Origin of the sequence: Yersinia canariae (assembly GCF_009831415.1) — a bacterium.
In the GTDB taxonomy this organism is placed as follows: Bacteria; Pseudomonadota; Gammaproteobacteria; order Enterobacterales; family Enterobacteriaceae; genus Yersinia; species Yersinia canariae.
The window spans coordinates 862061-886925 of sequence record NZ_CP043727.1 but is presented as its reverse complement, the minus strand read 5'-3'; the positions used below and the strand labels follow the sequence as shown (position 1 = coordinate 886925).

Here is a 24865-nt window from a genome sequence, read left to right as displayed (position 1 = left end):
GTAACGTCAAGGTCGAAGGGTATTAGGTGCGCAGGCCGCGACCACGCTCAATCAAATACCAAGCCCAAGCATAAAATACTGCGATAAACACCACTAATACACCAATGGTAAATACGAGCGGCACATCAGTAATTCCGAGGAACCCATAGCGGAAGCCACTGATCATGTACACAATAGGGTTAAGTTTTGACACCGCTTGCCAGAATGGTGGCAGCAAGGCTAATGAGTAAAATACCCCGCCCAGATAGGTCAGCGGTGTTAACACAAAAGTCGGCACCAGACTAATATCATCAAACGTCTTGGCAAAAACAGCATTCAACAAACCGCCGAGAGAGAATAGAATCGCCGTCAGCATTAATGTCAATGCAATCATTGACCAGGAGTGGACATGCAGCGGCACAAAGAACAGTGAAACAATGGTCACCAGGATACCGACACAAATCCCACGCGCCACCCCACCACCAACATAGCCCACAATCACGATATGGGTGGGGACTGGGGCAACCAGCAACTCTTCGATGCTACGCTGGAATTTTGCGCCAAAAAAAGAGGCTGCGACATTAGCATATGAGTTTGTTATCACCGCCATCATTATCAAGCCGGGAACAATAAACTGCATATAATCAAAGCCACCCATATCACCAATTCGGGAACCAATCAGATTGCCGAAAATAACGAAATAGAGCGACATAGTAATCACCGGCGGCACCAGAGTTTGAATCCAGATGCGGGCAAAACGAGTGATTTCTTTGATCCAAATACTTTGTAGTGCTACCCAATACAGGCGGGTCATGCTTTTTCTCCCCCGTTGCCATTAACCAAGGTGACAAATAGCTCTTCCAGACGGTTAGCCTTGTTGCGCATACTTTGTACCTGTATTCCCTGAGCATTCAGTTGGCTGAACAGGCCATTCAGACCTTGTTCACGCTTAACATCAACTTCCAGCGTTGAGGTATCGGTGAGACGATAGCTATAGCCTTCCAGCTTTGGCAGCGGGCTTTTCATCGCCAAATCAAAAATAAAAGTTTCTGACTCAAGTTTGCCAAGCAACTGTTTCATAGTGGTATTTTCCACCAGCTCGCCATTCTGAATAATGCCGATATTGCGGCACAGCATTTCAGCCTCTTCCAGATAATGGGTCGTCAGGATGATGGTGGTTCCCTGTGCATTGAGCTCTTTGAGGAACCCCCACATAGAGCGACGTAACTCGATGTCTACCCCTGCTGTCGGCTCGTCCAGAATCAGTAATTTGGGTTCATGCATCAGGGCGCGGGCAATCATCAGGCGGCGCTTCATCCCGCCAGAGAGACGAATAGCGCGCTCATTACGTTTGCTCCATAAATCTAATTGGCTGAGATATTTTTCGGCTCGCTGTATGGCCTCTCGTCGCGTGACACCGTAATACCCCGCCTGGGTAATCACAATCTGTAAGACTGTTTCAAACGGGTTAAAGTTGAATTCTTGTGGCACCAGTCCGAGTTGCCGTTTGGCATTCACGATATCTTGATCAATGTCGTAACCAAAGACCCTCACCTTGCCAGAGGTTTTGTTCACCAATGAGCTGATAATGCCAATAGTGGTGGATTTACCCGCCCCATTAGGCCCAAGCAGTGCATAAAAATCGCCTGCCTCTACGTGCAGATCAATGCCACGCAGTGCCTGAACGCCACCTGCATAGGTTTTGGTCAGCTGCGTTATTTCCAGTGCATATGTCATAAGTAAAAAAGAACCTTATTCTATGAGTTCCCAGCGGTTACAGCATATCCGTGCTTGCTCACCCCCTCACTGTCAGGGCAGCATGTGGAGCAAAGGGAAGTAGTTAGATACAGAGAAAATGTTGCGCAGACAAAACTGTGCAAACAACAAAGTCACTGTTCCGATTTTAAAATCGTGATCCTTGTCGTATATTATCCTATCGCAATCCGTTCATTACAGGCTATTTACATTAATGAAAGAAATAGAGAAGCTCCTCGCGAACAATGACCTCTGGTCTAAAGCTATTAGTAAAGACGACCCTGGTTTTTTTGAACATCTGGCGGAAGCCCAGAAACCTCGGTTTTTGTGGATTGGTTGTTCAGACAGCCGCGTTCCCGCAGAACAGTTAACCGGCCTGAAAGCTGGCGAATTGTTTGTTCACCGCAATGTTGCCAATCTGGTTATCCATACGGATCTGAACTGTTTGTCCGTGGTGCAATATGCCATCGACGTTTTACAGGTCGAACATATCATTATCTGTGGTCACCTTGGCTGTGGTGGTGTTGAAGCCGCAATGAAAAAAGACCTCGAATTAGGGCTTATCGACAACTGGTTACTGCATATTCGGGATCTTTGGTTTAAACACAGCTCACTGCTGGGTGAACTTCCTGCCGAAGAACGTAGTAATATGTTATGTAAAATCAACGTGGTAGAGCAAGTGTATAACTTGGGACATTCTACTATTGTTCGCTCCGCCTGGAAACGCGGGCAGAAAGCCATGATTCACGGCTGGGTCTATGGTATTGAAGACGGCAAACTGACGGATTTAAATATCTCGAGTACCAGCCTCAGCGAACTAGAAATCAAGTACCGCGAAGCAATGGCGAAAATACTGCAACCCAACAGACAAAACTGATGAGTTGCTATGGGAGGGTGTTAAAACGCACCCTCTCCCATTAACTACGCGACTCAATCAGCCTAAAATATCCACGCGCAGCAATCGATCACTCGTCAAACATAACAACCTTTCCGACATAAGGAAGGTGTCTGTATCTTTGAGCATAATCAATACCGTAACCCACCACAAATTCATCAGGAATAGTGAAACCGACCCACTCTACTGGCACCTGTACTTCGCGGCGCTCGGGTTTATCCAGCAACGTACAAATAGCCAATGATTTCGGGCCACGTAGTTGCAGAATTTCACGCACTTTACTTAATGTATTACCTGAGTCGATGATATCTTCAACAATAAGCACATCTTTACCACGGATATCTTCATCCAGATCTTTCAGGATTTTCACATCGCGAGTGGTGCTCATGCCATTGCCGTAGCTGGAGGCCGTCATAAAATCGACTTCATGGGAAACATCAATGGCGCGGCATAAATCAGCCATAAACATAAATGAGCCACGGAGCAACCCGACCAACACCATTTCACTGCCACTGTCGCGGTAATGTTCGGAGATTTGGCGGCCTAATTCGGCAATTCGGGTTTTGACTTCCTGCTCGGAAATCATGACTTCTACAGTGTGTTTCATAGGTTTTAACGTCGCTTTTTTACGTTGCTTGCCGGAAGAAAGCCGCTGAGTTTACCATAGCCTGAGCCTGGTTGCGACGGACTCTCCCGCCGCAGACATAACCCATTAATGCACCTTAAGCACTGACAGTAAAGCCCAGCATCATGCCGGTATCTTCATGTTCCAGCAGGTGGCAATGGGCCATATAAGGTGTGCTGGTTGGGGCCAGGTGATTAAAACGCACCAATATCTCACTGCGAGCACCCTCCACTCGCACAGTATCTTTCCAACCACGCCGATGTTCCGCAGGTGGCTTCCCATTTTCGGTCAGAATACGGAACTGCGTACCGTGAACATGGAATGGGTGCAACATCATGTCGCCCTCACCAGAAACCGTCCATTTTTCGTATTTGCCCTGTTTGGCATCAAATGCCGCTTCGGTCATGGAAAAGGCTTTGCCATTGATCATATTGGCATGGCTGAAATCAAAAGCAGGGGCCGCTTTCATCGCGCCATGATTCATGCCCTTCATATTGCTGTGATCCATTCCTCCCATGGCCCCCTTATCCATTCCCCCCATATTGCCGTGATCCATGCTCATTCCCGCCATAGCTTGCATACCATAGCGGCTCATCAGCGCCTGCATGCCCAGCATATCCAGTTTCGGGTCCATCATCAGTTGGAACCAGCGCTCTTGCAGGCCGGTAGCATCGGCAAGCGGCGGCACCACAACCAGAGAATCCGGCAATGTTTTGCTGCCCGTTGTCAGTGAGGGTTGAATGCGTAACACCGGCAGCGGCTTATCAAATGGAGCTAATGTCATGCCCATCTGTTTTACTGGCAAAGTGACCAAATCAAGTGCCTGGCCATCAGAGGTATCCACCAGCACCTCGAAACGCTCGCCCATCAGTATTGGCAATTCGCGCACCGCCACTGGCTCGGCCAGTAAGCCGCCGTCACTGCCAATCACATACATTGGGCGACCATCGCTAAGGGCCAGATTCAGGGAGCGCGCATTACACCCATTCAGTATCCGCAAGCGCACCCAGCCGCGCGGGGTTATCTGTTGCGGATAGCGGGCACCGTTGGTGAACATTCGATCACCAAACCACCCCACAGCAGCCGTCATCACATCCAATTGATAGTCAATCTGGCCATCTTTATCCAACAATTTATCCTGCAAAATGACCGGAATATCATCCACACCCCACTGTTTCGGCAGAGGCAGTTTTTCGCTGTCACTGTCATCTATCAGCACTAGCCCCCCTAACCCCATCGCGACCTGACGGCCCGTGATGCCGTGGGTATGGGGATGGAACCAGCAGGTGGCAGCGGGTTGCTCTACCGTAAATGTGACTTGGCGCTTTGCCCCCGGCTGAATCAGTGCTTGCGGCCCACCATCGACATCACCGGGAACTTCCAGTCCGTGCCAGTGCACAGTTGTAGCTTCCGGTAATGAATTTGTGATGTTAATCGTGACCGGCTTGCCGCGCTGCAAACGAATCGCAGGCCCTAACAAGTTGCCGTTATAGCCCCAGGTTTGAGTGGTGGCGGAGGGCAACCAGGACATAGTGCCTGTTTGGATATTCAGATTAAGGCTACCGCTGGCATCGGGTAAAAGTAGCGGCGGGATGGGTAAAGGTGAAAAATCTGCGGCTAAAGCCGCGCGGCTCCATAAAGGCAGTGAAGTGGCGGCTCCAAGAGCTGCCGTTAACTTGATAAAATCACGGCGATGCATGGTCGTCTCCATTCTCGATTGTGAGTAAGTGCCCACAGGGCACAAAAACAGCATTATTTATCAGCATAAACCTTCCCCTTGAGGGAAGGTCAAGGAGTAATCAATCACTTTGTGAATCAATCCCCGTATATCCCCACACGAAGAGCATAATAAAATTTACGCTGAACCATCACAGTGTGATAACGTCTGTTAACAATGAATAAGCCTGTTTCCGCTATGAAAAGAACAACGTTAGTTATGCTGCTGCTTACTCTGTGCGGATTCTCATCTGCCAGTTCTGCATTAAGTGAATCTGAAGCAGAAGATCTTGCAGATCTGACTGCGGTATTTGTTTATCTGAAAAATGACTGTGGCTATAACGAGTTACCCAATAATGAAATCAAACGGGCAATTGTCTATTTTGCTCAACAAAATCGCTGGGATCTGCGTAACTACAATAGCTTTAATATGAAAGCGTTGGGTGAAGAGAGCTATCGCGACCTACGGGGCATTGCGATCCCGGTTCCTACCAAATGCAAATCTCTGGCTCGTGATTCTTTAAGTTTATTGGCCTACGCTAACTAGCGATCCCGCATTTACCCTTTCAGCCTAAAATTCAGCCGTGCAACCTTAGTCAGAGTTGGCTATGATGTTGCCCCCATTTTTCATGGCTGTTACTGCGAAGGAGAAGCCCCGAACATGTCACAGAAAGAACTATGGTATGAAACATTACATGCCAACTTCGGCCAGTATTTTTCAGTGGAAAAAATACTGTACCGCGAAAAAACCGAGCACCAGGATTTGGTGATTTTTGAGAACCCTGTGCTGGGTCGGGTAATGGCATTGGATGGCGTGGTGCAGACCACCGAACGCGATGAATTTATCTATCATGAAATGATGACACACGTCCCTTTACTGGCCCATGGCCAGGCAAAGAAAGTGCTTATCATTGGCGGTGGCGATGGCGCGATGCTACGCGAAGTCAGCCGCCACAAAAATATTGAACAGATTACCATGGTGGAAATTGACGCCGGTGTCGTCGAGTTCTGCCGCCAATATCTACCCAATCATAGTGCCGGTGCCTATGATGACCCCCGTTTCAAGCTGGTTATTGATGATGGCGTCAACTTCGTTAACCAAACGACTGAAAAATTCGATGTCATTATCTCCGACTGTACTGACCCTATTGGGCCAGGAGAAAGCCTGTTTACGTCTGCTTTCTATGAAGGATGTGCCCGAAGTTTGAACGACGGCGGCATTTTTGTCGCGCAAAACGGCGTCTGTTTCCTGCAACAAAATGAAGCGGTCGATAGCCATAACAAGCTTAGCCACTATTTCGAGGATGTCAGTTTTTATCAAGCAGCCATTCCGACATATTACGGCGGTATCATGACCTTCGCTTGGGCGACACAAAACCCGCAATTGCGCCAATTGGATATCACTACGCTACAACAGCGTTTTGTCAAAGCGGGCCTGACCTGTCGCTACTATAACCCAGCCATTCATGTCGGCAGTTTTGCCCTGCCGCAATATCTGCTGGATGCCTTAACGGCCAAACGTTGATAATACGCAAGGAGGTGAGCTAAATTGTCCAAGCTTAAACTACACGGCTTCAACAACCTGACTAAAAGCCTGAGTTTTTGTATTTACGATATTTGTTATGCCGAAACCGCAGACGATCGCGATGGCTATATCGCCTACATTGACGAACAGTATAATGCCAACCGCCTGACCGAGATCTTGACAGAAACTTGCTCGATCATTGGTGCTAATATTTTGAATATCGCCCGTCAGGATTACGATCCTCAGGGTGCGAGTGTCACTATTTTGGTCAGTGAAGAGCCGGTCGATCCGCGCGATGTTGATAACTCAGAGCACCCAGGCCCACTGCCAAGTGCCGTTGTCGCCCATTTGGATAAGAGCCATATCTGCGTCCATACCTATCCGGAAAGTCACCCTGAAGCAGGGTTATGTACTTTCCGTGCAGATATTGAAGTCTCGACCTGTGGTGTCATTTCACCGCTGAAAGCACTGAATTACCTTATTCATCAGTTGGAATCCGATATCGTCACCATGGATTATCGGGTACGCGGTTTTACCCGTGATATTAACGGGATAAAACATTTTATCGATCATAAAATCAACTCAATTCAGAACTTTATGTCCGATGATATGAAGTCGCTGTATCACATGATGGATGTGAATGTTTATCAAGAAAATATCTTCCATACCAAAATGATGCTGAAAGATTTCGATTTGAAGCATTATCTGTTTAACGCCAAGCCAGAAGAGCTGAGCGCGGAAGAGAGAGAACGCATTACCCGCCTGCTATACAAAGAAATGCAGGAAATCTACTATGGCCGTAATGTGCCAGAAATGTGATGTGGTAGGGAATATCAAGCTTAGAATCCCGGTTTTGACCGGGATTTTTGATTAAGGGAGTTGGGCAAATAAGAAAGTAATATCAGCCTTTGCATCGGCCAGCAGCGCATGGCTCAGGTCTATTATATTATTAAGCAATAATTGATCTTCCGCTATTCCCATCATCCTGATTGACGATGTATAAGAAGATCCTATTTTCTTCGTTTGATATCGCACAAGGATGATGCCCCAATGAATCGCCTCCCTACCCTGTATGGCATTATTGCGATCCTGCTGTGGAGCATGAGTGTCGCCTTAACCCGTGGCCTGTCAGAAACGTTAGGGCCATTTGGAGCGGGTGCGGCAATTTACACCGTCAGTGGAATTTTGGTGTGGTTAGTCGCCGGGAAACCAACTTTGCGCGGGCAGCATCCAGCTTATTTGTACGGCTGTGGTTTGCTGTTTGTGGTGTATATGGTGGCTTTTGTCTTAGCCATCGGTATGGCGAATGACCGCCAGCAGACACTGGAGATTGGCCTGATTAATTATCTGTGGCCGAGCCTGACACTGTTATTGGCGGTGCCATTACTCAAACTCCGCGCACGGTGGTGGCTCTGGCCGGGTGCGGCTCTGGCCCTGTTTGGCGTGATTTGGGTCGTCAGTGGCGGGAATGGGCTGAATATCAAGGTGCTCGGTGCCAATGTCAGCAGTAACCCATTAGCTTACAGTTTGGCGCTGATGGCGGCATTTACCTGGGCCGGTTACTCCAATCTGGTGCGGGTATACAGCCGAGGGCCAGGGGTATTGCCACTGTTTTTGCTCGCCTGCGCGCTATGTCTGTGGGCCATGTTCTTTGTGCTGACACCGGGTCAGTTGCACTTTACCCAGCGCGCGACTTTTGAGCTGTTACTGATGGGCGCCAATACCGCATTAGCCTATCTGTGTTGGGATATCGCCATGAAAAAAGGCAACGCCACACTGGTCGCTGCCCTCTCTTACTTCACACCTTTGTTATCAATACTGATTGCCAGTTTATGGCTCAATACTCCCCCTTCAGCCGCATTCTGGCCGGGTGTTGCCATGGTGGTAGCCGGCTCTTTGCTGTGCTGGTCCGCCAGCCGCTCCACTATTTAGAAATGATGAAGTTACGGTAGCCTTTCAATACCAGCAGAAAGTCCTCTAAACCACATAAGCAGAGGCTTTCTTCGTCATAGTAATTCATGCCTTCTTCCATTTCGTCGCCTTCAATATCCAATTGATTGGCGCGCACCATCACTTCTTCACCATCAAACCACAAGGTATATTCATGGCCATCGAGCTGCCACTGGCGCTCACTGCCTTTGACTTCAGCCGCCGCAGCTTCAATTTGATCGAGTTTGGTCAAATCGCCTTTGATTTCTTCATTGAGCCAATGGCCGATCACCTCATGCCCCATGGAGAATCTGACCAGCACTTGCCCAGTTAAATCACGCAAGAATTCATAGTCCATAGCATGCCCTCCTGATGCTCTTTTAATAATTGTAACCGTATTTAGTTAGCTCACTTGGCGCAAGCTCGCAAAGCCGGTAAATAGCGGCAAAATTTCACATCGATACGGTTTTTAAAATAGAAACGGGAGGCCATTGGCCTCCCGTTTAGCAGGTGCGAAATATAGCGGCTTACACGGCGGTTTGGAAGATAACTCCGTCGGCTTTATCCGTATATTGGCTCAGCTTATCAAAATTCAGATACCGGTAAGTATCTTCTGCGGTCTTATCAACCTGAGCCATATAAGTTTGATATTCATCAGGAGTTGGCAGACGCCCCAGCAGTGATGCAATTGCTGCCAGTTCAGCCGAAGCCAGATAAACATTCGCCCCATTCCCCAAGCGGTTCGGGAAGTTACGGGTCGAAGTAGAAACGACTGTCGCCCCATCGGCGACACGCGCCTGGTTACCCATACACAAAGAGCAGCCCGGAATCTCAACACGGGCACCACTCTTACCAAAGACACTGTAGTAGCCCTCTTCGGTAAGTTGCGCGGCATCCATTTTGGTCGGCGGCGCGACCCAAAGGCGGGTTGGCAACTGGCCTTTGTGTTGATCCAGTAACTTACCGGCTGCACGGAAGTGGCCAATGTTGGTCATGCAAGAGCCGATAAACACTTCATCGATTTTGCTATTAGCAACATCAGACAGCAAACGAGCATCATCCGGATCGTTAGGCGCACAGAGAATTGGCTGGGTTATTTCCGCCAGATCGATTTCGATCACCGCGGCATATTCCGCATCTGCATCACCTTCCAGCAGATTCGGATTAGCCAACCAGCTTTCCATTCCATTGACACGGCGCTCCAGTGTACGGCGGTCGCCGTAACCTTCAGCTATCATCCACTTCAACAACACAATGTTGGATTGCAGATACTCAATAATCGGCGCTTTATCCAGTTTGATGGTACAACCAGCAGCAGAGCGCTCGGCAGAAGCATCTGCCAGCTCGAATGCTTGTTCAACTTTCAACTCTGGTAAACCTTCAATTTCCAGAATTCGGCCAGAGAAGATATTCTTCTTGCCTTGCTTCTCAACCGTCAGCAGGCCTTCCTGAATCGCGTAGTAAGGGATAGCATGCACCAGATCACGCAGGGTGATACCCGGTTGCATTTTACCTTTAAAGCGCACCAACACAGATTCAGGCATGTCCAGAGGCATTACACCTGTTGCTGCCGCAAAAGCCACCAGACCAGAACCCGCAGGGAAAGAGATCCCGATAGGGAAACGGGTGTGGGAGTCACCCCCCGTGCCTACCGTGTCCGGCAATAGCATGCGGTTGAGCCATGAGTGGATGATGCCGTCACCTGGGCGCAATGAGACACCGCCACGGTTCATAATAAAGTCAGGCAATGTGTGGTGAGTGGTCACGTCTACTGGCTTCGGATATGCCGCCGTATGACAAAATGACTGCATAACCAAGTCAGCGGAGAAGCCCAGACACGCCAAGTCTTTCAGCTCATCACGGGTCATTGGGCCAGTGGTATCTTGTGAACCGACCGAGGTCATTTTAGGTTCGCAATATTCACCTGGGCGCACACCTGCAACGCCACAGGCACGGCCCACCATTTTCTGTGCCAGCGAGAAACCTTTGTCGCTTTTGGCAACCGGCTTCGCCACACGGAAGACTTCGCTGACGGGCAAGCCCAGAGATTCGCGAGCTTTAGTGGTCAAACCGCGGCCGACGATCAATGGGATACGGCCACCCGCACGCACTTCATCCAGCAACACCTCAGTTTTCAGTTCGAAAGTGGCTAAAATCGTGCCCGACTCATGGTGACGCACTTCGCCCAAATACGGGAAGATATCAATCACATCACCCATATTCAGGTTGCTGACGTCCACTTCAATCGGCAATGCACCCGCATCTTCCATCGTGTTAAAGAAGATTGGCGCAATTTTGCTGCCCAGCACGACACCACCGCCGCGCTTGTTTGGCACGTAAGGGATGTCATCGCCCATAAACCACAGCACAGAGTTAGTGGCTGATTTACGGGAAGAGCCGGTTCCGACTACATCGCCGACGTATGCCAGCGGGAAGCCTTTTTTATTCAGCTCTTCAATCTGTTTGATTGGGCCAACATTGCCCGGTTGATCCGGATGAATACCTTCGCGGGCATTTTTCAACATTGCCAGTGCATGCAGCGGGATATCAGGGCGCGACCAGGCATCTTGAGCCGGAGACAAGTCATCGGTATTGGTTTCACCGGTTACTTTGAATACGGTTACCGTGATTTTCTCAGCCAATGCTGGGCGAGAGAGATACCATTCGGCATCAGCCCAAGATTGCATAATTTTCTTGGCATGAGGATTACCCGCGTTGGCTTTTTCTTCTACATCGTAGAAGTTATCAAACATCAGCAGGGTGTGAGATAAGGCTTTGCCCGCAATCGGAGCCAGCTTTTCATTATCCAACGCATCAATCAACGGATGAATATTATAACCGCCCTGCATGGTGCCAAGCAGTTCAATTGCTTTTTCAGGGGCTATCAATGGGGAGTGGGCTTCACCTTTGGCGATGGCCGCCAGAAAACCGGCTTTAACGTAGGCTGCTTCATCAACACCAGGGGGAACACGGTTGATAAGCAAATCTAGCAGGAATTCTTCTTCGCCCGCAGGCGGATTTTTTAATGATTCAACCAGCGCTGCCATTTGTGATGCATCTAATGGCTTGGGGACGATACCCTCAGCAGCACGCTCGGCTACGTGCTTACGGTATTCTTCTAGCACGACTCTCTCCTCGCTTTTATTGTCATATATTTTGCCAGGCTATCTGTAGCCACCAGCCATCATCATTGATGCAGTAGGTGTAAGGTAAGAAGCCCAGTTTCGCTCAGCCAGCATACCAGTATTTGAACTCAGTGTTAATTCGTTCACATAAAAGCAACATTAAATTTTTGCTGAATCGTTGAGCGCAGTGTAATCACCTGAACTATTGATAACCACTCTCAGTTAGCCCCTTACAAAAGGGCAATATCCGTAAAATCTCCTCGCATAATACCCATACATTAGGAATGGATACCATCTCTCGGTGAAAATCTCGTGCTGTTGATATGACTTTTAGAGCGAGGAATGATGAGGGGAAGATATTATGGCGATAAATGGAGCAGAAACAGCCGATAACAACTGTTTCTGCTTTAACAAAAACCCTATACCCAAAATAATGGGGGTGCAGAGGTAGGCGGCAAGCAAACTCATCCCGATGAGCTTACATGAGTAAGTCATTCGGGTTAGCGCGCGTAACTACCCCCCTGCGGCCCCAAGTATGACGGCATTTAGAATTGGGTGTTTAAGCTAACAAAATATGTCCGACCAGGTTCATTGTAAGTCGCCGCCCCAGCACCGGCGATATTGGCCACGTTTTGGGCATTACCCTCACGGAACTGGCGCTTATCAAATAAGTTTTCAATCCCAGTGGTCACACTGACATTTTTTGTCACGGTGTAGCTCGCACTGAGGCCAAAGATGGCGTATGGACTCACTTCATTGCGTGCTGTCCCCGTCACTGGCAGCCCCTGATAGTCATATTTCTTCGGTTTCTGACGCCCATACCAAGTCACGGTAGACAGTAAGGACAAATCATCCGTGGCCTGCCAGCTTAGCGAGCTGTTCAGAGTAAACTCTGGTGTGATGGATAAGTAATCACCGGTAGTTTTGTTCTTAGACTCCAGCATGTAGGTCAGATTGCTGCTCCATTGCACCGTGTCAGTGAATGGCACGGTCAGGTTACCTTCTAACCCCTCGACCAAAGCTTTCGGTATGTTTCCCCATTTGAAGATATCGGAATCAGCATAAGCTCCGGTGCCGCCATTAGCTTTTCCAAGGGAGACCAGGCCCGGCTCAATCTTATTGCGGTAATCATTACGGAAATAAGTGATACCAGCAATAATGCCATCATCATGGAATTCGAAACCGATCTCTTTGTTGACGCTGGTTTCAGCTGACAAAGAGTCATTCCCCATCAAGTAACAGCTTCCACCGCCACCGTAGCAGCCCTGACCACGGCTATATAGCAAGTAGTTTGGGTTGGTTTGATAGAGATTTGGCGCTTTATAGGCGCGGGCAATCCCCATTTTCATGGTGAAGTAATCGCCCAATTCCTGTGACAGGTTTAACCCCGGGCTCCAGTTGCTTCCGGCGGTGCTGTGGTGATCAAAGCGCAGCGCTGGGGTGAGCATCGTGGTATCTGTCAACTCGATATTATCTTCCACAAACACTGAAGCTATCTGCGCTGAAGTCCGAGTATTTCGACCAGCTCCCGTCAAACCACTGACATTGCCGCCTTCAGTTGTCGTTTGGGTATTAGAGGTCGGGTCATTCATTTTCTGGTCATTCCATTCAGCGCCAACAGTCAGCACCTGATTAACGCCAAATTCAAACGGCAGATTAACCTCGGAATGGGCCAAATAGTTATCCAGCTTGATAGTGCTGAATTTGTTATTAGAGAAAATACCCTCGGTACCGCCTGCCAGGCCCTCATTAATACGTGAGTTACGCGTATTTTCATACTGAACATAGGAAGTGGCGCTGACGCCGTTATCCCAAAAACCACGATGAGTTAATGAGAAATTATCGCGATACATCACATTGGTTTCCGCACCGTATAAGCTGCGAACAATGACATTGCTATTGGTGTTTTGTGTATCACCGGCATAAATATTCCCCTGACGACTATAACCCGCCTCAAACTCCAGGGATTGGCCTTGCATGAACTCCCAACGCAATAAACCATTGATATCTTTATTACGAACCCCTTCACGACCGGCGGGTAAGGTGCCCGCCTGATTGCCGGTTCGAGCTGATTCATGGCCTTGGTTAATATCCCAATCATCAGCATCAGTTTTATTGTACCCGCCGTATAAGCGGAAACTGACCGTATCACTTAATGGCCCCAACAGACTGAAATCGGTACGACGCGTCGCCCCTTCTTCACTGTGCTGCGGCAGGTTCATATAGGCATTCCAGCTACCATGCAGCTCTTTGTCCGGCTGTTTAGTGATGATATTCACCACGCCACCTGCGGCACCATTACCATAACGCGCGGCAGCAGGCCCGCGTAATACTTCGATTTTCTCAACCATATTCGCCGGTACCCAGTTGGTATCACCACGGGTATCGCGCTCACCACGCCAGCCATAACGCACGGCATTACGGCTCGAAACAGGGATGCCATCAATCATAATCAGCGTGTTTTCAGGCCCCATGCCGCGAATATCAATCTGGCGGTTATTGCCGCGCTGGCCGCTGGCTGAGTTACCGGAAAGGTTAACACCCGGCATGGTGCGGATAATTTCGGACAGGTCATTAGCCGGAGGACGTTTGCGAATATCTTCCGCCGTGATAGTCGATGCGCCAAGTGCCTGGCGGACTTGCTGCTGAGCCGTTACGACTAATGTATCACCGGTGGCCGCTTTGTTGTCGGCGGCCGTTGTTTCTTGCTGTTGTGTTACGCCTGTATCAGACCCTGCCTGAGTGGTATCTTGTGTCTGCGCCCAAAGCGGAGTCGAAATACAGATACCAATCACGCTCGCTAAGGTCGTCAGAGAGCGCCGCTGCGATTTTACTTTCATTACACTTTCCCCGATGCAAAAGCCCACAGCAAATGTCAGTAGAGGAAAATCTCTACCAATCTATTCATAGGGCAACAAAAACGAACAAGATTGATAATTATTTTCATTATCAATTCATCTCGCTAATTGTTACATTTGCAATCAGAAAAAAGGTTTGTATAAACAGCAAAACCGTTTGTTATAAAGTCAATGTTGTCACAACATCAATGTTATTGGAGAGGCCACTATGTCGGCGATGAAGAAAAACAAATTGCGCAATGTTTCCCCCTCATCCAAACCGATTTATCGCGACCAAATTGTGCAACAGTCAAATCTGGTGGCCAGTGACTATCAGTTGAGCGGCGCTAAATTGTCGTCCACCGACCCAGTATTGTATGGTGATTTTCAGGTATTGCGCTTAAACCCACACCTGATCCTGCATACCGCCAATGTGACCAACCTTTCCGATATCAAGACGCAGAATCAGCTCAATCCGGCTTTGAAGCTGGCGATTGTGGTGAGTGGCAGCGCACATATTTCATTTGGGGGCAAGCAACTGCATTTGCAGGAAAAAGGCGATGCCTCGCTGGTCTCATTAACAGAAAGCACCCTTTTCACTCGCCACGGTAAGAATAATAGCCATGAGCGCACTCTGACACTCACCTTTGACCGTGAATGGTTGTATGGCGATTTACTGCCGCAAACGGGTTCCTGGGATACTCTTTACAACTTTACTCAGCAGCATCTGGCGATTCATTTATGGCGGCCATCTGTTCACGCACAAGCCATTGCGCAGAAAATCGCAAGCGCCCCTCCCTTTTCGACCCCGCTGGAGCGCCTGCATTGGGAAACACAATGTATTGGCCTGATTATTGAAGCATTCAGTTCACTGGAACAGCAGGCGCTACAGCAAAATAAAATCTCATTACGTGGTATGAACCGGGTTCAGCAGGTCCGTGATTGGCTGGAAAGTGGTGAAGCAGACCATCTATCAATGAGTGAACTGGCCCGTTTGGTGAATATGAGCCAAAGCACTTTGCAGCGACGTTTTCGTGAAAGCTACAACATCACAGTATTTGAATATTTGCGCCATTGCCGTTTAAAACGCGCCATGTTAGCCCTTCAGAAAGAAGGTATCAGTATTGATCAAGCAGCGGCTATTGCGGGTTATACTAGTCCGGCCAATTTCGCCACGGCATTACGTCGAATATTTAATATTTCCCCAAGCCAATTAAGAACCGGACAATTTTTTTAATACTCAGATATTTTTCGTCACCCTGACCAGCATGGAAATATTGGTATTTATTAATCATTACAACGTAAATATAAATAAACGCACCAATAAGTTTTCTTTCCTTGATTAAAAATTCAATTTAGTCAAATATCATCCTGCGTAGAGAAATTAAATATATGGAATTCATTACAATAAAAACATTAATATGGAGACTCTATGAAAATAGCCCTCACTCTATTAATTTTAATTTATACTGTCATATCCATTAAAATAGCACATTCTCGCCCAGTAGAACCTAAATACCAATCTAATAAAGAGAGTTTTAGTCAATATCAAGCCAGACATTGCCGATGGGAGAATGGCCTGGCGTGTAGAGAAGTTCCGGAAAATCAGGGGAAAACACCCCCAGCGACAAGTGAAGAAATTGCACTGGATATTGGTCTCGGTATATTAACCGGGGGGCCGACTCCACAACCGAGAGGATTTAAATTTTCTATAGGGAAGTTACCTATTAAGCCAACAACAAAAGTACCCCCATCCCCCAAACTAGGAGCCACTACAGAGCGGACACTATTATTACCGGCGGCAGCAAAACCGAAAGCCAAAGGGGTAATAAAAAGAATAAACGGCAGAGTTGGCTATCTTTTAGGTGACCCAAATGCCCCCGCGTTAGGTGAGGAACCTCCAATTAAACGGGCAAGAGTAGACAACTCAGAATCAACGTCATCCAGCGCCAACGAGTCTGACTCATCCAGTATTAAAGAGTCCGATATGGAGGAAAGTGATAATCAAGTATCCGAAACCAGCAAGTTCACCATAATACACCGTAGAGGCCCCATACAAGAAAGTGAAGTAGCAACAGCTATTGAGGAAATGGAAAGTATCTACGGTAATGAGTTTTGGCTTGATACTCAGCTAGATATAAATGACGAAATTAGCGAATATAATAAATTAACTACGCATGACAAAATCAGTTTCCAAGATTACTTTGCGTTGAGAGATTATACCGAGGACAGTTATGTTAGAATTAATGATGCCATGCGTAGCAATAACATTAGCCCAAAACTTAAAATTGAAATCGAACAATTAACCAATGCACTAAAACGTCATTCAGATGTGAGTATTTCATTTAAAAACAAATCATTCAAATATTTAAGTTCAGATGATACTGATATTGTTTATCGCGGTGAAATCAGAAGCAGAGTGGAATTTGAGACCGAAATAGTCGAAGAAGAAATTTACAGCAATGAGACTTTTTTTAGCACAACGTCAGACGAAGAATATATCACAAACTTTAATACTGAAGATCTCGATAACGGAGAAGTCAATGTAAGATATACCATTCATTATCCCAGAGGATTAACATACAGCACTGATGTCTCAGCCCTACTAGATAATACCGAAGGCACCAGAATATTTCTTCCTCATAGCTTTTTTCTGATTACTGAAATCAATATCATTGACAATGAAACAATTGAAGTAGAAATGCGAGCCCTCAGAGGGCTAGGATCAAAATTCATTCCCCCGCCGATCCAAATTAATTAAAATTACTGTTTCCATAAAAAACGGCCCCTATCGAGGGACCGTTTTAACGTCGACTTCGGCAAATACCGTATCAGCTAAAAATTATTTCTTTTTCGCTTTCGGGTTCGGCAAGTCAGTAATGCTACCTTCGTAGATTTCTGCTGCCAGACCGACAGATTCATGCAGCGTCGGGTGAGCATGGATGGTCAATGCGATATCTTCAGCATCACAGCCCATCTCGATTGCCAGACCGATTTCACCTAACAATTCGCCGCCATTAGTCCCGACAATTGCGCCACCGATGATACGGTGAGTTTCTTTGTCGAAAATAAGTTTGGTCATACCATCTGCACAATCAGAAGCGATAGCACGACCCGATGCCGCCCACGGGAAGGTGGAGGTTTCGTAGCTGATGCCTTTTTCTTTCGCTTCTTTTTCGGTCAGACCTACCCATGCAACTTCTGGTTCAGTGTACGCAATGGATGGAATCACTTTCGGATCGAAGTAATGTTTCATGCCAGAGATAACTTCAGCAGCAACATGGCCTTCGTGAACACCTTTATGCGCCAGCATTGGCTGACCCACGATGTCGCCGATTGCAAAGATATGCGGCACGTTAGTACGCAGTTGTTTATCAACGTGGATAAAGCCACGTTCGTCAACTTCAACACCGGCCTGACCTGCATCCAGCAACTTACCATTCGGCACACGGCCGATAGCAACCAGAACAGCATCATAACGCTGCGGTTCTGCAGGAGCTTTTTTGCCTTCCATGGTGACATAGATGCCGTCTTCTTTGGCTTCTACTGCTGTCACTTTGGTTTCCAGCATCAGGTTGAATTGCTTACTAATACGTTTGGTAAAGACTTTTACTACGTCTTTATCAGCCGCCGGAATCACCTGATCAGCCATTTCGACCACATCAATCTTCGAACCCAGCGCATGGTAAACAGTCCCCATTTCCAGACCGATGATACCACCGCCCATCACCAGCAGACGCTCTGGGACAGTTTTCAGTGCCAATGCATCAGTTGAGTCCCAAACACGTGGGTCTTCATGCGGAATAAATGGTAGTTGGATTGGACGAGAACCCGCAGCAATGATCGCGTTATCGAAATTAATAGTTGTCGGGCCATTTTCACCCTCAACAACCAGGGTGTTCGCGCCAGTGAACTTACCAAAACCGTTAACCACTTTGACTTTACGGCCTTTAGCCATACCTGCCAAACCACCGGTTAACTGATTGATAACTTTCTCTTTCCAGACACGTACTTTATCAATGTCAGTTTTAGGCTCGCCAAAAACGATACCGTGTTCAGCTAATGCTTTAGCTTCTTCGATAACTTTAGCGACGTGCAACAACGCCTTGGAAGGGATACAACCGACATTCAGGCAAACCCCACCCAGAGTGGAATAGCGCTCAACCAGAATGGTTTCTAAACCTAAATCCGCGCAACGAAAAGCAGCAGAGTACCCTGCTGGGCCTGCCCCAAGTACCACGACCTGAGTTTTAATTTCAGTACTCATCATGACCTCTTAATTGTTTGTCCGGCGAATTTGTCGTCATTCTTTAGGCTAATTAATTTCATAACGCCTTGATCCACCGTGACGCTTGCACCGCGTGCAGTTTACAGAATTGTTAATAATCTGAAAAGCCGCATCGCGTGACGAGTGTCTCAACAACCTTGTCGACTTATGTAACAAGCCGACAAAGCCGGTTCATAACTGTCTTTTGTCTGTCTGTAATAACAACAAGGCCGGCACTAAGCCGGCCTTGGCGATTACATCACCAAACGGCGAATATCGGCCATAATGGTGGCGATATACGCTGCGAAGCGAGCACCTGCCGCACCGTCGATCACACGATGGTCGAAGGACAGGGACAGAGGCAACATCAGACGCGGAGCAAACTCTTTACCATTCCAGACTGGTTTCATGGATGATTTTGACACACCCAGAATGGCTACTTCTGGCGCATTAACGATTGGCGTAAACGCCGTCCCGCCGATGCCGCCCAGGCTGGAAATAGTGAAACAACCGCCTTGCATATCAGATGCCGTCAATTTGCCATCACGCGCTTTCTTGGAAATCACAGACAGCTCGCGAGACAACTCGACAATACCTTTTTTGTTTACATCACGGAATACCGGAACAACCAAACCGTTAGGGGTATCAACCGCCACACCGATATTGATGTATTTCTTCAGTGTCAGTTTCTGACCATCTTCAGAAATTGAGCTGTTGAAGCGCGGGAACTCTTCCAACGCCTTGGCAGCTGCTTTCATCAGGAACACCAGCGGAGTGATTTTCAGATCTTGTTTTTTCTTCTCAGCTTCGATGTTTTGTTGCTTGCGGAATACTTCAACTTCAGTGATATCCGCTTCATCGAATTGTGTCACATGTGGGATCATGACCCAGTTGCGGCTCAGGTTAGCACCAGAGATTTTCTGGATACGGCCCAATTCCACTTCTTCGATTTCGCCGAACTTGCTGAAATCAACTTTCGGCCAAGGCAGCATACCTGGCAAACCGCCACCGGTAGCAGCAGGTGCCGCTTCAGCACGTTTAACAGCTTCTTTCACATAAGCCTGAACGTCTTCGCGCAGGATACGGCCTTTACGACCCGTACCTTTCACTTTCGCCAGATTCACACCAAATTCACGAGCCAAACGACGGATAACTGGCGTTGCATGCACGTAGGCATCATTCTCAGCGAACTCGCCTTTGCTCTCTGCTTTCGCCGCTGGAGCCGAAGCTGGAGTTGGTGCTGCTGGCGCTGCTGCTTGTGGAGCTGGAGCCGAAGCGGCCGCAGGTGCTGCGCCTTCGACTTCAAACACCATGATCAGGGAACCGGTTTTCACTTTGTCGCCAGTGCTGATTTTGATCTCTTTCACGATACCCGCGAAAGGAGCAGGAACTTCCATGGAAGCCTTGTCACCTTCAACAGTGATCAATGATTGTTCAGCTTCAACTTTATCGCCAACTTTCACCATCACTTCAGTGACTTCAACTTCGTCGTCACCGATGTCTGGCACTTCAACGTTTTTAGCTGCTGATGCCGCTGGCCCAGCAGGCGCTGCTGCCGGTGCTGGTGCAGCCGCTTGCTCTTCCGCTTTTGCCGGTGCCGCAGCGGCACCTGTTGCTTCGAAGATCATCATCAGCTTACCGGTAGCAACAGTGTCGCCAACGGCAATTTTGATTTCTTTAACTACACCCGCCTGCGGTGAAGGGACTTCCATGGAAGCTTTATCACCCTCGACGGTGATAAGCGATTGCTCCGCTTCAACGGTATCGCCAACTTTCACCATAATTTCGGTGACTTCCACTTCATCTGCACCGATGTCTGGTACGTTAATTTCAATAGCCATTTGTTCTTTACCTCTTATGCCAGACGCGGGTTAACTTTATCGGCGTCGATACCAAACTTAGTAATTGCTTGTGCAACTACGCTGGTATCGATATCACCGCGTTTAGCCAATTCACCCAGAGCTGCAACCACAACGTAAGAAGAATCAACTTCGAAGTGATGACGCAGGTTCTCACGGCTGTCAGAACGGCCAAAGCCATCTGTACCCAGAACGCGGAACTCGCTGGCAGGAATGAAGTTACGAATCTGTTCAGCGAACAACTTCATGTAGTCAGTAGAAGCAACCGCTGGTGCGTCGTTCATGACCTGAGCAACATAAGGTACGCGCGGAGTTTCTGTTGGGTGCAGCATGTTCCAACGCTCACAATCCTGACCGTCACGGGCCAGTTCAGTGAATGAAGTTACGCTGTACACATCAGAGCCCACACCGTAGTCATTAGCCAAAATCTGAGCCGCTTCACGGACATGACGCAAAATAGCGCCTGAGCTCATCAACTGAACTTTGCCTTTGCTACCTGCAACAGTTTCCAGTTTGTAGATACCTTTACGGATACCTTCTTCTGCGCCCTGCGGCATCGCTGGCATGTGATAGTTTTCGTTCAGCGTGGTCAGGTAATAATAAACGTTTTCCTGCGCGTCGCCGTACATACGCTCCAAACCGTCATGCATGATGACTGCCACTTCATAAGCATAAGCTGGATCGTAAGAAATACAGTTCGGGATAGTCAGTGACTGAATATGGCTGTGACCATCTTCATGTTGCAGACCTTCGCCGTTCAGCGTTGTACGACCTGAAGTCCCGCCCACTAAGAAGCCACGTGCTTGTTGGTCACCCGCAGCCCAGCACAGGTCGCCGATACGTTGGAAACCGAACATGGAGTAGTAGATGTAGAACGGGATCATTGGCAAATCATTGGTGCTGTATGAAGTCGCAGCAGCCAGCCATGAAGAAGCCGCACCCAGTTCGTTGATCCCTTCTTGCAGGATCTGGCCTTTTTCGTCTTCTTTGTAGTAAGCAACCTGCTCACGGTCTTGCGGGGTGTACTGCTGACCATTCGGGCTGTAAATACCAATCTGACGGAACAGACCTTCCATACCGAAAGTACGGGCTTCATCGGCGATGATTGGAACAATGCGGTCTTTGATAGACTTGTTCTTCAACATCACGTTCAGCACACGCACGAATGCGATAGTGGTAGAAATTTCTTTATTCTGCTCTTCCAGCAAGGAGCTGAAATCTGACAATGCTGGGATTTCCAGCTTTTCAGTGAACTTAGGCATACGGGTTGGTACATAACCTTCCAGCGCCTGACGACGTTCATGCAGATATTTATACTCTTCGGAATCTTTCTCGAAGGTAATGTATGGCAGTTTTTCGATATCGGCATCAGCCACCGGCACATTGAAGCGATCGCGGAAGTGGTGAACACCTTCCATGTTCATTTTCTTCACCTGGTGGGCAATGTTTTTACCTTCAGCTGTTTCGCCCATGCCGTAACCTTTAATGGTGTGGGCCAGGATAACAGTTGGTTTGCCAGTGGTTTCTTGTGCTTTTTTCAGTGCCGCAAAGACTTTCTTCGGATCATGACCGCCACGGTTCAGAGACCAGATCTCGTCGTCGCTCATGTCTTTCACTAATGCAGCAGTTTCTGGGAAACGGCCGAAGAAATGTTCGCGCACATAAGCGCCATCTTTAGATTTGAAGGTCTGGTAGTCGCCATCCAGAGTTTCATTCATCAATTGGATCAGTTTACCGCTGGTATCTTTACGCAGCAGTTCATCCCAACGACTACCCCAGATAACTTTCAGAACCTGCCAGCCAGCACCACTGAAGATACCTTCCAGCTCATTAATGATTTTGCCGTTACCAGTAACCGGGCCATCAAGGCGCTGCAAGTTACAGTTGATAACAAAGACCAGATTATCCAGTTTTTCACGGGTCGCGATGGTGATCGCACCTTTAGATTCTGGCTCATCCATCTCGCCATCGCCCAGGAAGGCGTATACGGTCTGTGCTGAAGTGTCTTTCAGACCACGGTGAGACAGGTATTTCAGGAACTTGGCCTGATAAATAGCACTGATTGGGCCAAGGCCCATAGATACAGTTGGGAACTGCCAGAACTCAGGCATCAGTTTCGGATGCGGGTAAGAAGACAGACCCTTACCGTGAACTTCCTGACGGAAGTTATCCATTTGCTCTTGAGTCAGGCGGCCTTCAAGGAAGGCACGTGCGTAAACGCCCGGAGAGATGTGGCCCTGGAAGTAAACCAGATCGCCGCCGTCTTTTGGATTACGAGCACGGAAGAAGTGGTTGAAGCAAACCTCGTAGAAGGTAGCGGAAGATTGGAAGGATGCCATGTGGCCGCCCAAATCCAGATCTTTCTTCGATGCACGCAACACGGTCATCACGGCATTCCAACGGATTGCTGAACGAATACGACGTTCCAGATCCAGGTTGCCAGGGTAAGCGGGTTCGTCTTCTACTGCGATAGTGTTGATGTAATCACGGCTGGCTGAACCAGCTGCAACACTCACACCACCTTTACGGGCTTCGCCCAAAACCTGATCAATCAGATACTGAGCACGCTCAACACCCTCTTCACGGATGACCGATTCGATCGCCTGTAGCCAGTCGCGGGTTTCGATCGGATCCACGTCATTATTTAAACGTTCTGACATGGTGGTATTCCTTATCTGTTTCTAATGGTTTATTTGGAGCCTATCTTCCTGTGCTTTAACCCGGGGCTAAAGCACGTGCCCTGGTGAAAACACCGGAAGATAGGCCCATCAGTTTAGTTGCCGCTAATGCCCCTCAAATGAGAGACATCACCCAAATGAATTGGCATTGCAGAGAATAACCCTGCAATTTCAAATACAAAGGGTATAAAACGAGTTATTGAGGTTTTGCAGAGGCGCAACCTGAATGAATCGTTTCTAGTCCTTGCGCTGTTGGAGCCGACGCAAAGATCGCTCACGGCGACTGTGCTCCCGACTGAGGTCCAACAGGATCTCCTCAATAAACGCCAAGTGACGGTGTGAAGCTTCGCGGGCCTTCTCCGGCTCGCGTGCCACAATCGCCTCAAAAATCCCGGCGCGGTGACTGCTCACCGTTGCCAGCATTTCGCGGCGCGAGTAAAGCAATTCAAAGTTTTGTTTAACGTTTTGTTCGAGCATTGGCCCCATGCAGCGCAGTAAATGCAGTAAAACCACATTATGCGCGGCCTCTGTGACAGCCACTTGATACTGCATGACTGCATCAGCCTCGGCATCCAAATCGCCGCTGTCCTGTGCTTGTTGGATAACAGTATGACATTCACGAATACGTTGCAGATCTTCATCTGTGCCACGCAGTGCAGCATAATAAGCAGCAACACCCTCGAGGGCATGACGGGTTTCTAGCAAGTCGAATTGTGATTCTGGATGGTCGGCCAGCAGTTCAGCCAGCGGATCGCTAAAGCTTTGCCAGAGATTGGTTTGCACGAAAGTGCCACCGCCCTGACGGCGCAACAGCAGCCCCTTAGCCTCTAAGCGCTGGATTGCTTCTCGCAGAGAAGGGCGGGAAACATCAAATTGCTTCGCCAACTCGCGCTCAGGCAGTAATTTCTCACCTGGGCGTAGCGTCCCTTCCAAAATCAGGTATTCGAGCTGTTGCTCGATAACATCTGATAATTTGGGCTGACGTATTTTGTTGTAGGCCATAATTTATTATGAGTCGCGCTATAAGCCGTATTGAGTGAATCGTCTCTGCGAGTAGCGCGGAGTCAATTGGTAATACCAATTTCAAAAACGTGACGATAAAGTAACAAAGTATTCACTACCTGTCCATACGGACCTTGACCAAAATCATGAAACCCAGCACATTTTAACAACTTCACTGATAAAGCGATGCAAAGTGATAACGTACCGGTGGTAATACCATTACCTGAAGCCAGAGAGTTTTAACTTTTATGAAACGGGTATTTAGGCAAGCTGAAGCGTTATAGTTATTTTATTTGTGAATAAAAATTCTATTTATATGAATTTTTATTTATAAAAAACAAGAAAAGTCTGCATTTCCCTGTCTTTTACCTAAGCACTGGTATGACCATTATAAAAATGACTCACTGGCGACTTTTTGTGCAAAAAACACCTGTTACTGCTTTTCCTGAAAACAACAGCTTGATCACGCATCAACATTTTTATTGATATTTTGACTAAAAATTCGCCGGATAAAATAAAAAGCAGATGCAATAATTCTCGCCTACCACTATTCTCTTTTAAACGGTAGCCAATGGAGCAAATTCCATAGAAAGCAACCGTAAACAAAATAATACAAATAATGTAATCAAAATCTTACGCATAGCGCAGGGCATATATTTTGCCAGTGAATAGT

General features: G+C 47.9%; 18 protein-coding genes. 7 read left to right on the top strand and 11 right to left on the bottom strand.

Annotated features, from left to right (window positions below; all coding sequences use genetic code 11):
• Nucleotides 1-22 precede the first annotated feature (22 nt).
• Together F0T03_RS04105 and F0T03_RS04100 are read right to left on the bottom strand one after the other, a co-directional pair.
• Nucleotides 23-793, bottom strand: a complete 771-nt coding sequence (locus F0T03_RS04105) for an ABC transporter permease (RefSeq protein WP_005156782.1) — start codon at nucleotides 791-793, stop codon at nucleotides 23-25.
• Nucleotides 790-1716, bottom strand: a complete 927-nt coding sequence (locus F0T03_RS04100; protein WP_145554334.1) for an ABC transporter ATP-binding protein — start codon at nucleotides 1714-1716, stop codon at nucleotides 790-792. Before F0T03_RS04100 ends, F0T03_RS04105 begins: the two co-directional genes overlap by 4 nt.
• A gap of 232 nt (nucleotides 1717-1948) precedes the next feature.
• Here F0T03_RS04100 and can point away from each other — a divergent pair, with 232 nt between their 5' ends.
• Complete coding sequence (can, locus tag F0T03_RS04095) at nucleotides 1949-2611, top strand: carbonate dehydratase (RefSeq protein WP_145554336.1); 663 nt, start codon at nucleotides 1949-1951, stop codon at nucleotides 2609-2611.
• An 88-nt stretch (nucleotides 2612-2699) separates the two neighbouring features.
• Here the strand turns inward: can and hpt are convergent, their stop codons facing one another.
• Both hpt and cueO read right to left on the bottom strand, forming a co-directional pair.
• A complete protein-coding gene (hpt, locus tag F0T03_RS04090; RefSeq protein WP_005167149.1) occupies nucleotides 2700-3236 on the bottom strand; it encodes a hypoxanthine phosphoribosyltransferase in 537 nt (178 codons plus the stop codon).
• 115 nt (nucleotides 3237-3351) lie between these two features.
• Entirely contained in the window at nucleotides 3352-4953 is a 1602-nt protein-coding gene (gene cueO / locus F0T03_RS04085) for a multicopper oxidase CueO (protein ID WP_159677286.1), read from the bottom strand.
• A 216-nt stretch (nucleotides 4954-5169) separates the two neighbouring features.
• On the opposite strand from cueO, the gene F0T03_RS04080 reads away from it, so the two are divergent.
• From F0T03_RS04080 to yddG, 4 genes are all read left to right on the top strand, one after another.
• The gene (locus F0T03_RS04080; protein ID WP_016266377.1) at nucleotides 5170-5517 is read left to right on the top strand and encodes a YacC family pilotin-like protein; all 348 of its coding nucleotides are present in this window, start codon (nucleotides 5170-5172) and stop codon (nucleotides 5515-5517) included.
• A gap of 114 nt (nucleotides 5518-5631) precedes the next feature.
• Entirely contained in the window at nucleotides 5632-6495 is an 864-nt protein-coding gene (gene speE, locus F0T03_RS04075; protein ID WP_159677285.1) for a polyamine aminopropyltransferase, read from the top strand.
• Between the two features lie 24 nt (nucleotides 6496-6519).
• Entirely contained in the window at nucleotides 6520-7314 is a 795-nt protein-coding gene (speD, locus tag F0T03_RS04070; RefSeq protein ID WP_145554339.1) for an adenosylmethionine decarboxylase, read from the top strand.
• A 231-nt stretch (nucleotides 7315-7545) separates the two neighbouring features.
• Nucleotides 7546-8427, top strand: a complete 882-nt coding sequence (gene yddG, locus F0T03_RS04065) for an aromatic amino acid DMT transporter YddG (RefSeq protein ID WP_159677284.1) — start codon at nucleotides 7546-7548, stop codon at nucleotides 8425-8427.
• Here yddG and yacL read toward each other — a convergent pair.
• From yacL to F0T03_RS04050, 3 genes are all read right to left on the bottom strand, one after another.
• Nucleotides 8420-8782: a protein YacL gene (yacL, locus tag F0T03_RS04060; protein ID WP_159677283.1), complete on the bottom strand. Its 363-nt coding sequence runs from the start codon at nucleotides 8780-8782 to the stop codon at nucleotides 8420-8422. The genes yddG and yacL overlap by 8 nt on opposite strands.
• A 169-nt stretch (nucleotides 8783-8951) precedes the next feature.
• Nucleotides 8952-11549: a bifunctional aconitate hydratase 2/2-methylisocitrate dehydratase gene (gene acnB, locus F0T03_RS04055; protein WP_159677282.1), complete on the bottom strand. Its 2598-nt coding sequence runs from the start codon at nucleotides 11547-11549 to the stop codon at nucleotides 8952-8954.
• Between the two features lie 545 nt (nucleotides 11550-12094).
• Nucleotides 12095-14389, bottom strand: coding sequence for a TonB-dependent siderophore receptor (locus tag F0T03_RS04050; protein WP_159677281.1), 2295 nt, complete (start codon nucleotides 14387-14389; stop codon nucleotides 12095-12097).
• A gap of 226 nt (nucleotides 14390-14615) precedes the next feature.
• Here F0T03_RS04050 and F0T03_RS04045 point away from each other — a divergent pair, with 226 nt between their 5' ends.
• Nucleotides 14616-15623 (top strand): helix-turn-helix domain-containing protein, encoded by a 1008-nt coding sequence (locus F0T03_RS04045; RefSeq protein ID WP_145554353.1) that lies wholly within the window; start codon nucleotides 14616-14618, stop codon nucleotides 15621-15623.
• A gap of 195 nt (nucleotides 15624-15818) precedes the next feature.
• The gene (locus tag F0T03_RS04040) at nucleotides 15819-17147 is read left to right on the top strand and encodes an ADP-ribosyltransferase (RefSeq protein ID WP_159677280.1); all 1329 of its coding nucleotides are present in this window, start codon (nucleotides 15819-15821) and stop codon (nucleotides 17145-17147) included.
• An 81-nt stretch (nucleotides 17148-17228) separates the two neighbouring features.
• On the opposite strand, the gene lpdA is transcribed toward F0T03_RS04040, so the two are convergent.
• The 4 genes from lpdA to pdhR form a co-directional block, all read right to left on the bottom strand.
• Nucleotides 17229-18653: a dihydrolipoyl dehydrogenase gene (gene lpdA / locus F0T03_RS04035; RefSeq protein ID WP_162527010.1), complete on the bottom strand. Its 1425-nt coding sequence runs from the start codon at nucleotides 18651-18653 to the stop codon at nucleotides 17229-17231.
• 254 nt (nucleotides 18654-18907) lie between these two features.
• Nucleotides 18908-20494 (bottom strand): pyruvate dehydrogenase complex dihydrolipoyllysine-residue acetyltransferase, encoded by a 1587-nt coding sequence (aceF, locus tag F0T03_RS04030; protein WP_159677279.1) that lies wholly within the window; start codon nucleotides 20492-20494, stop codon nucleotides 18908-18910.
• Nucleotides 20495-20508: 14 nt separating this feature from the next.
• Nucleotides 20509-23172 carry a pyruvate dehydrogenase (acetyl-transferring), homodimeric type gene (gene aceE, locus F0T03_RS04025; RefSeq protein ID WP_145554357.1) on the bottom strand — a complete coding sequence of 888 codons (2664 nt, stop codon included), beginning with the start codon at nucleotides 23170-23172 and terminating at the stop codon, nucleotides 20509-20511.
• A gap of 255 nt (nucleotides 23173-23427) precedes the next feature.
• Nucleotides 23428-24192: a pyruvate dehydrogenase complex transcriptional repressor PdhR gene (gene pdhR, locus F0T03_RS04020; protein WP_004389026.1), complete on the bottom strand. Its 765-nt coding sequence runs from the start codon at nucleotides 24190-24192 to the stop codon at nucleotides 23428-23430.
• Between the last annotated feature and the right edge of the window lie 673 nt (nucleotides 24193-24865).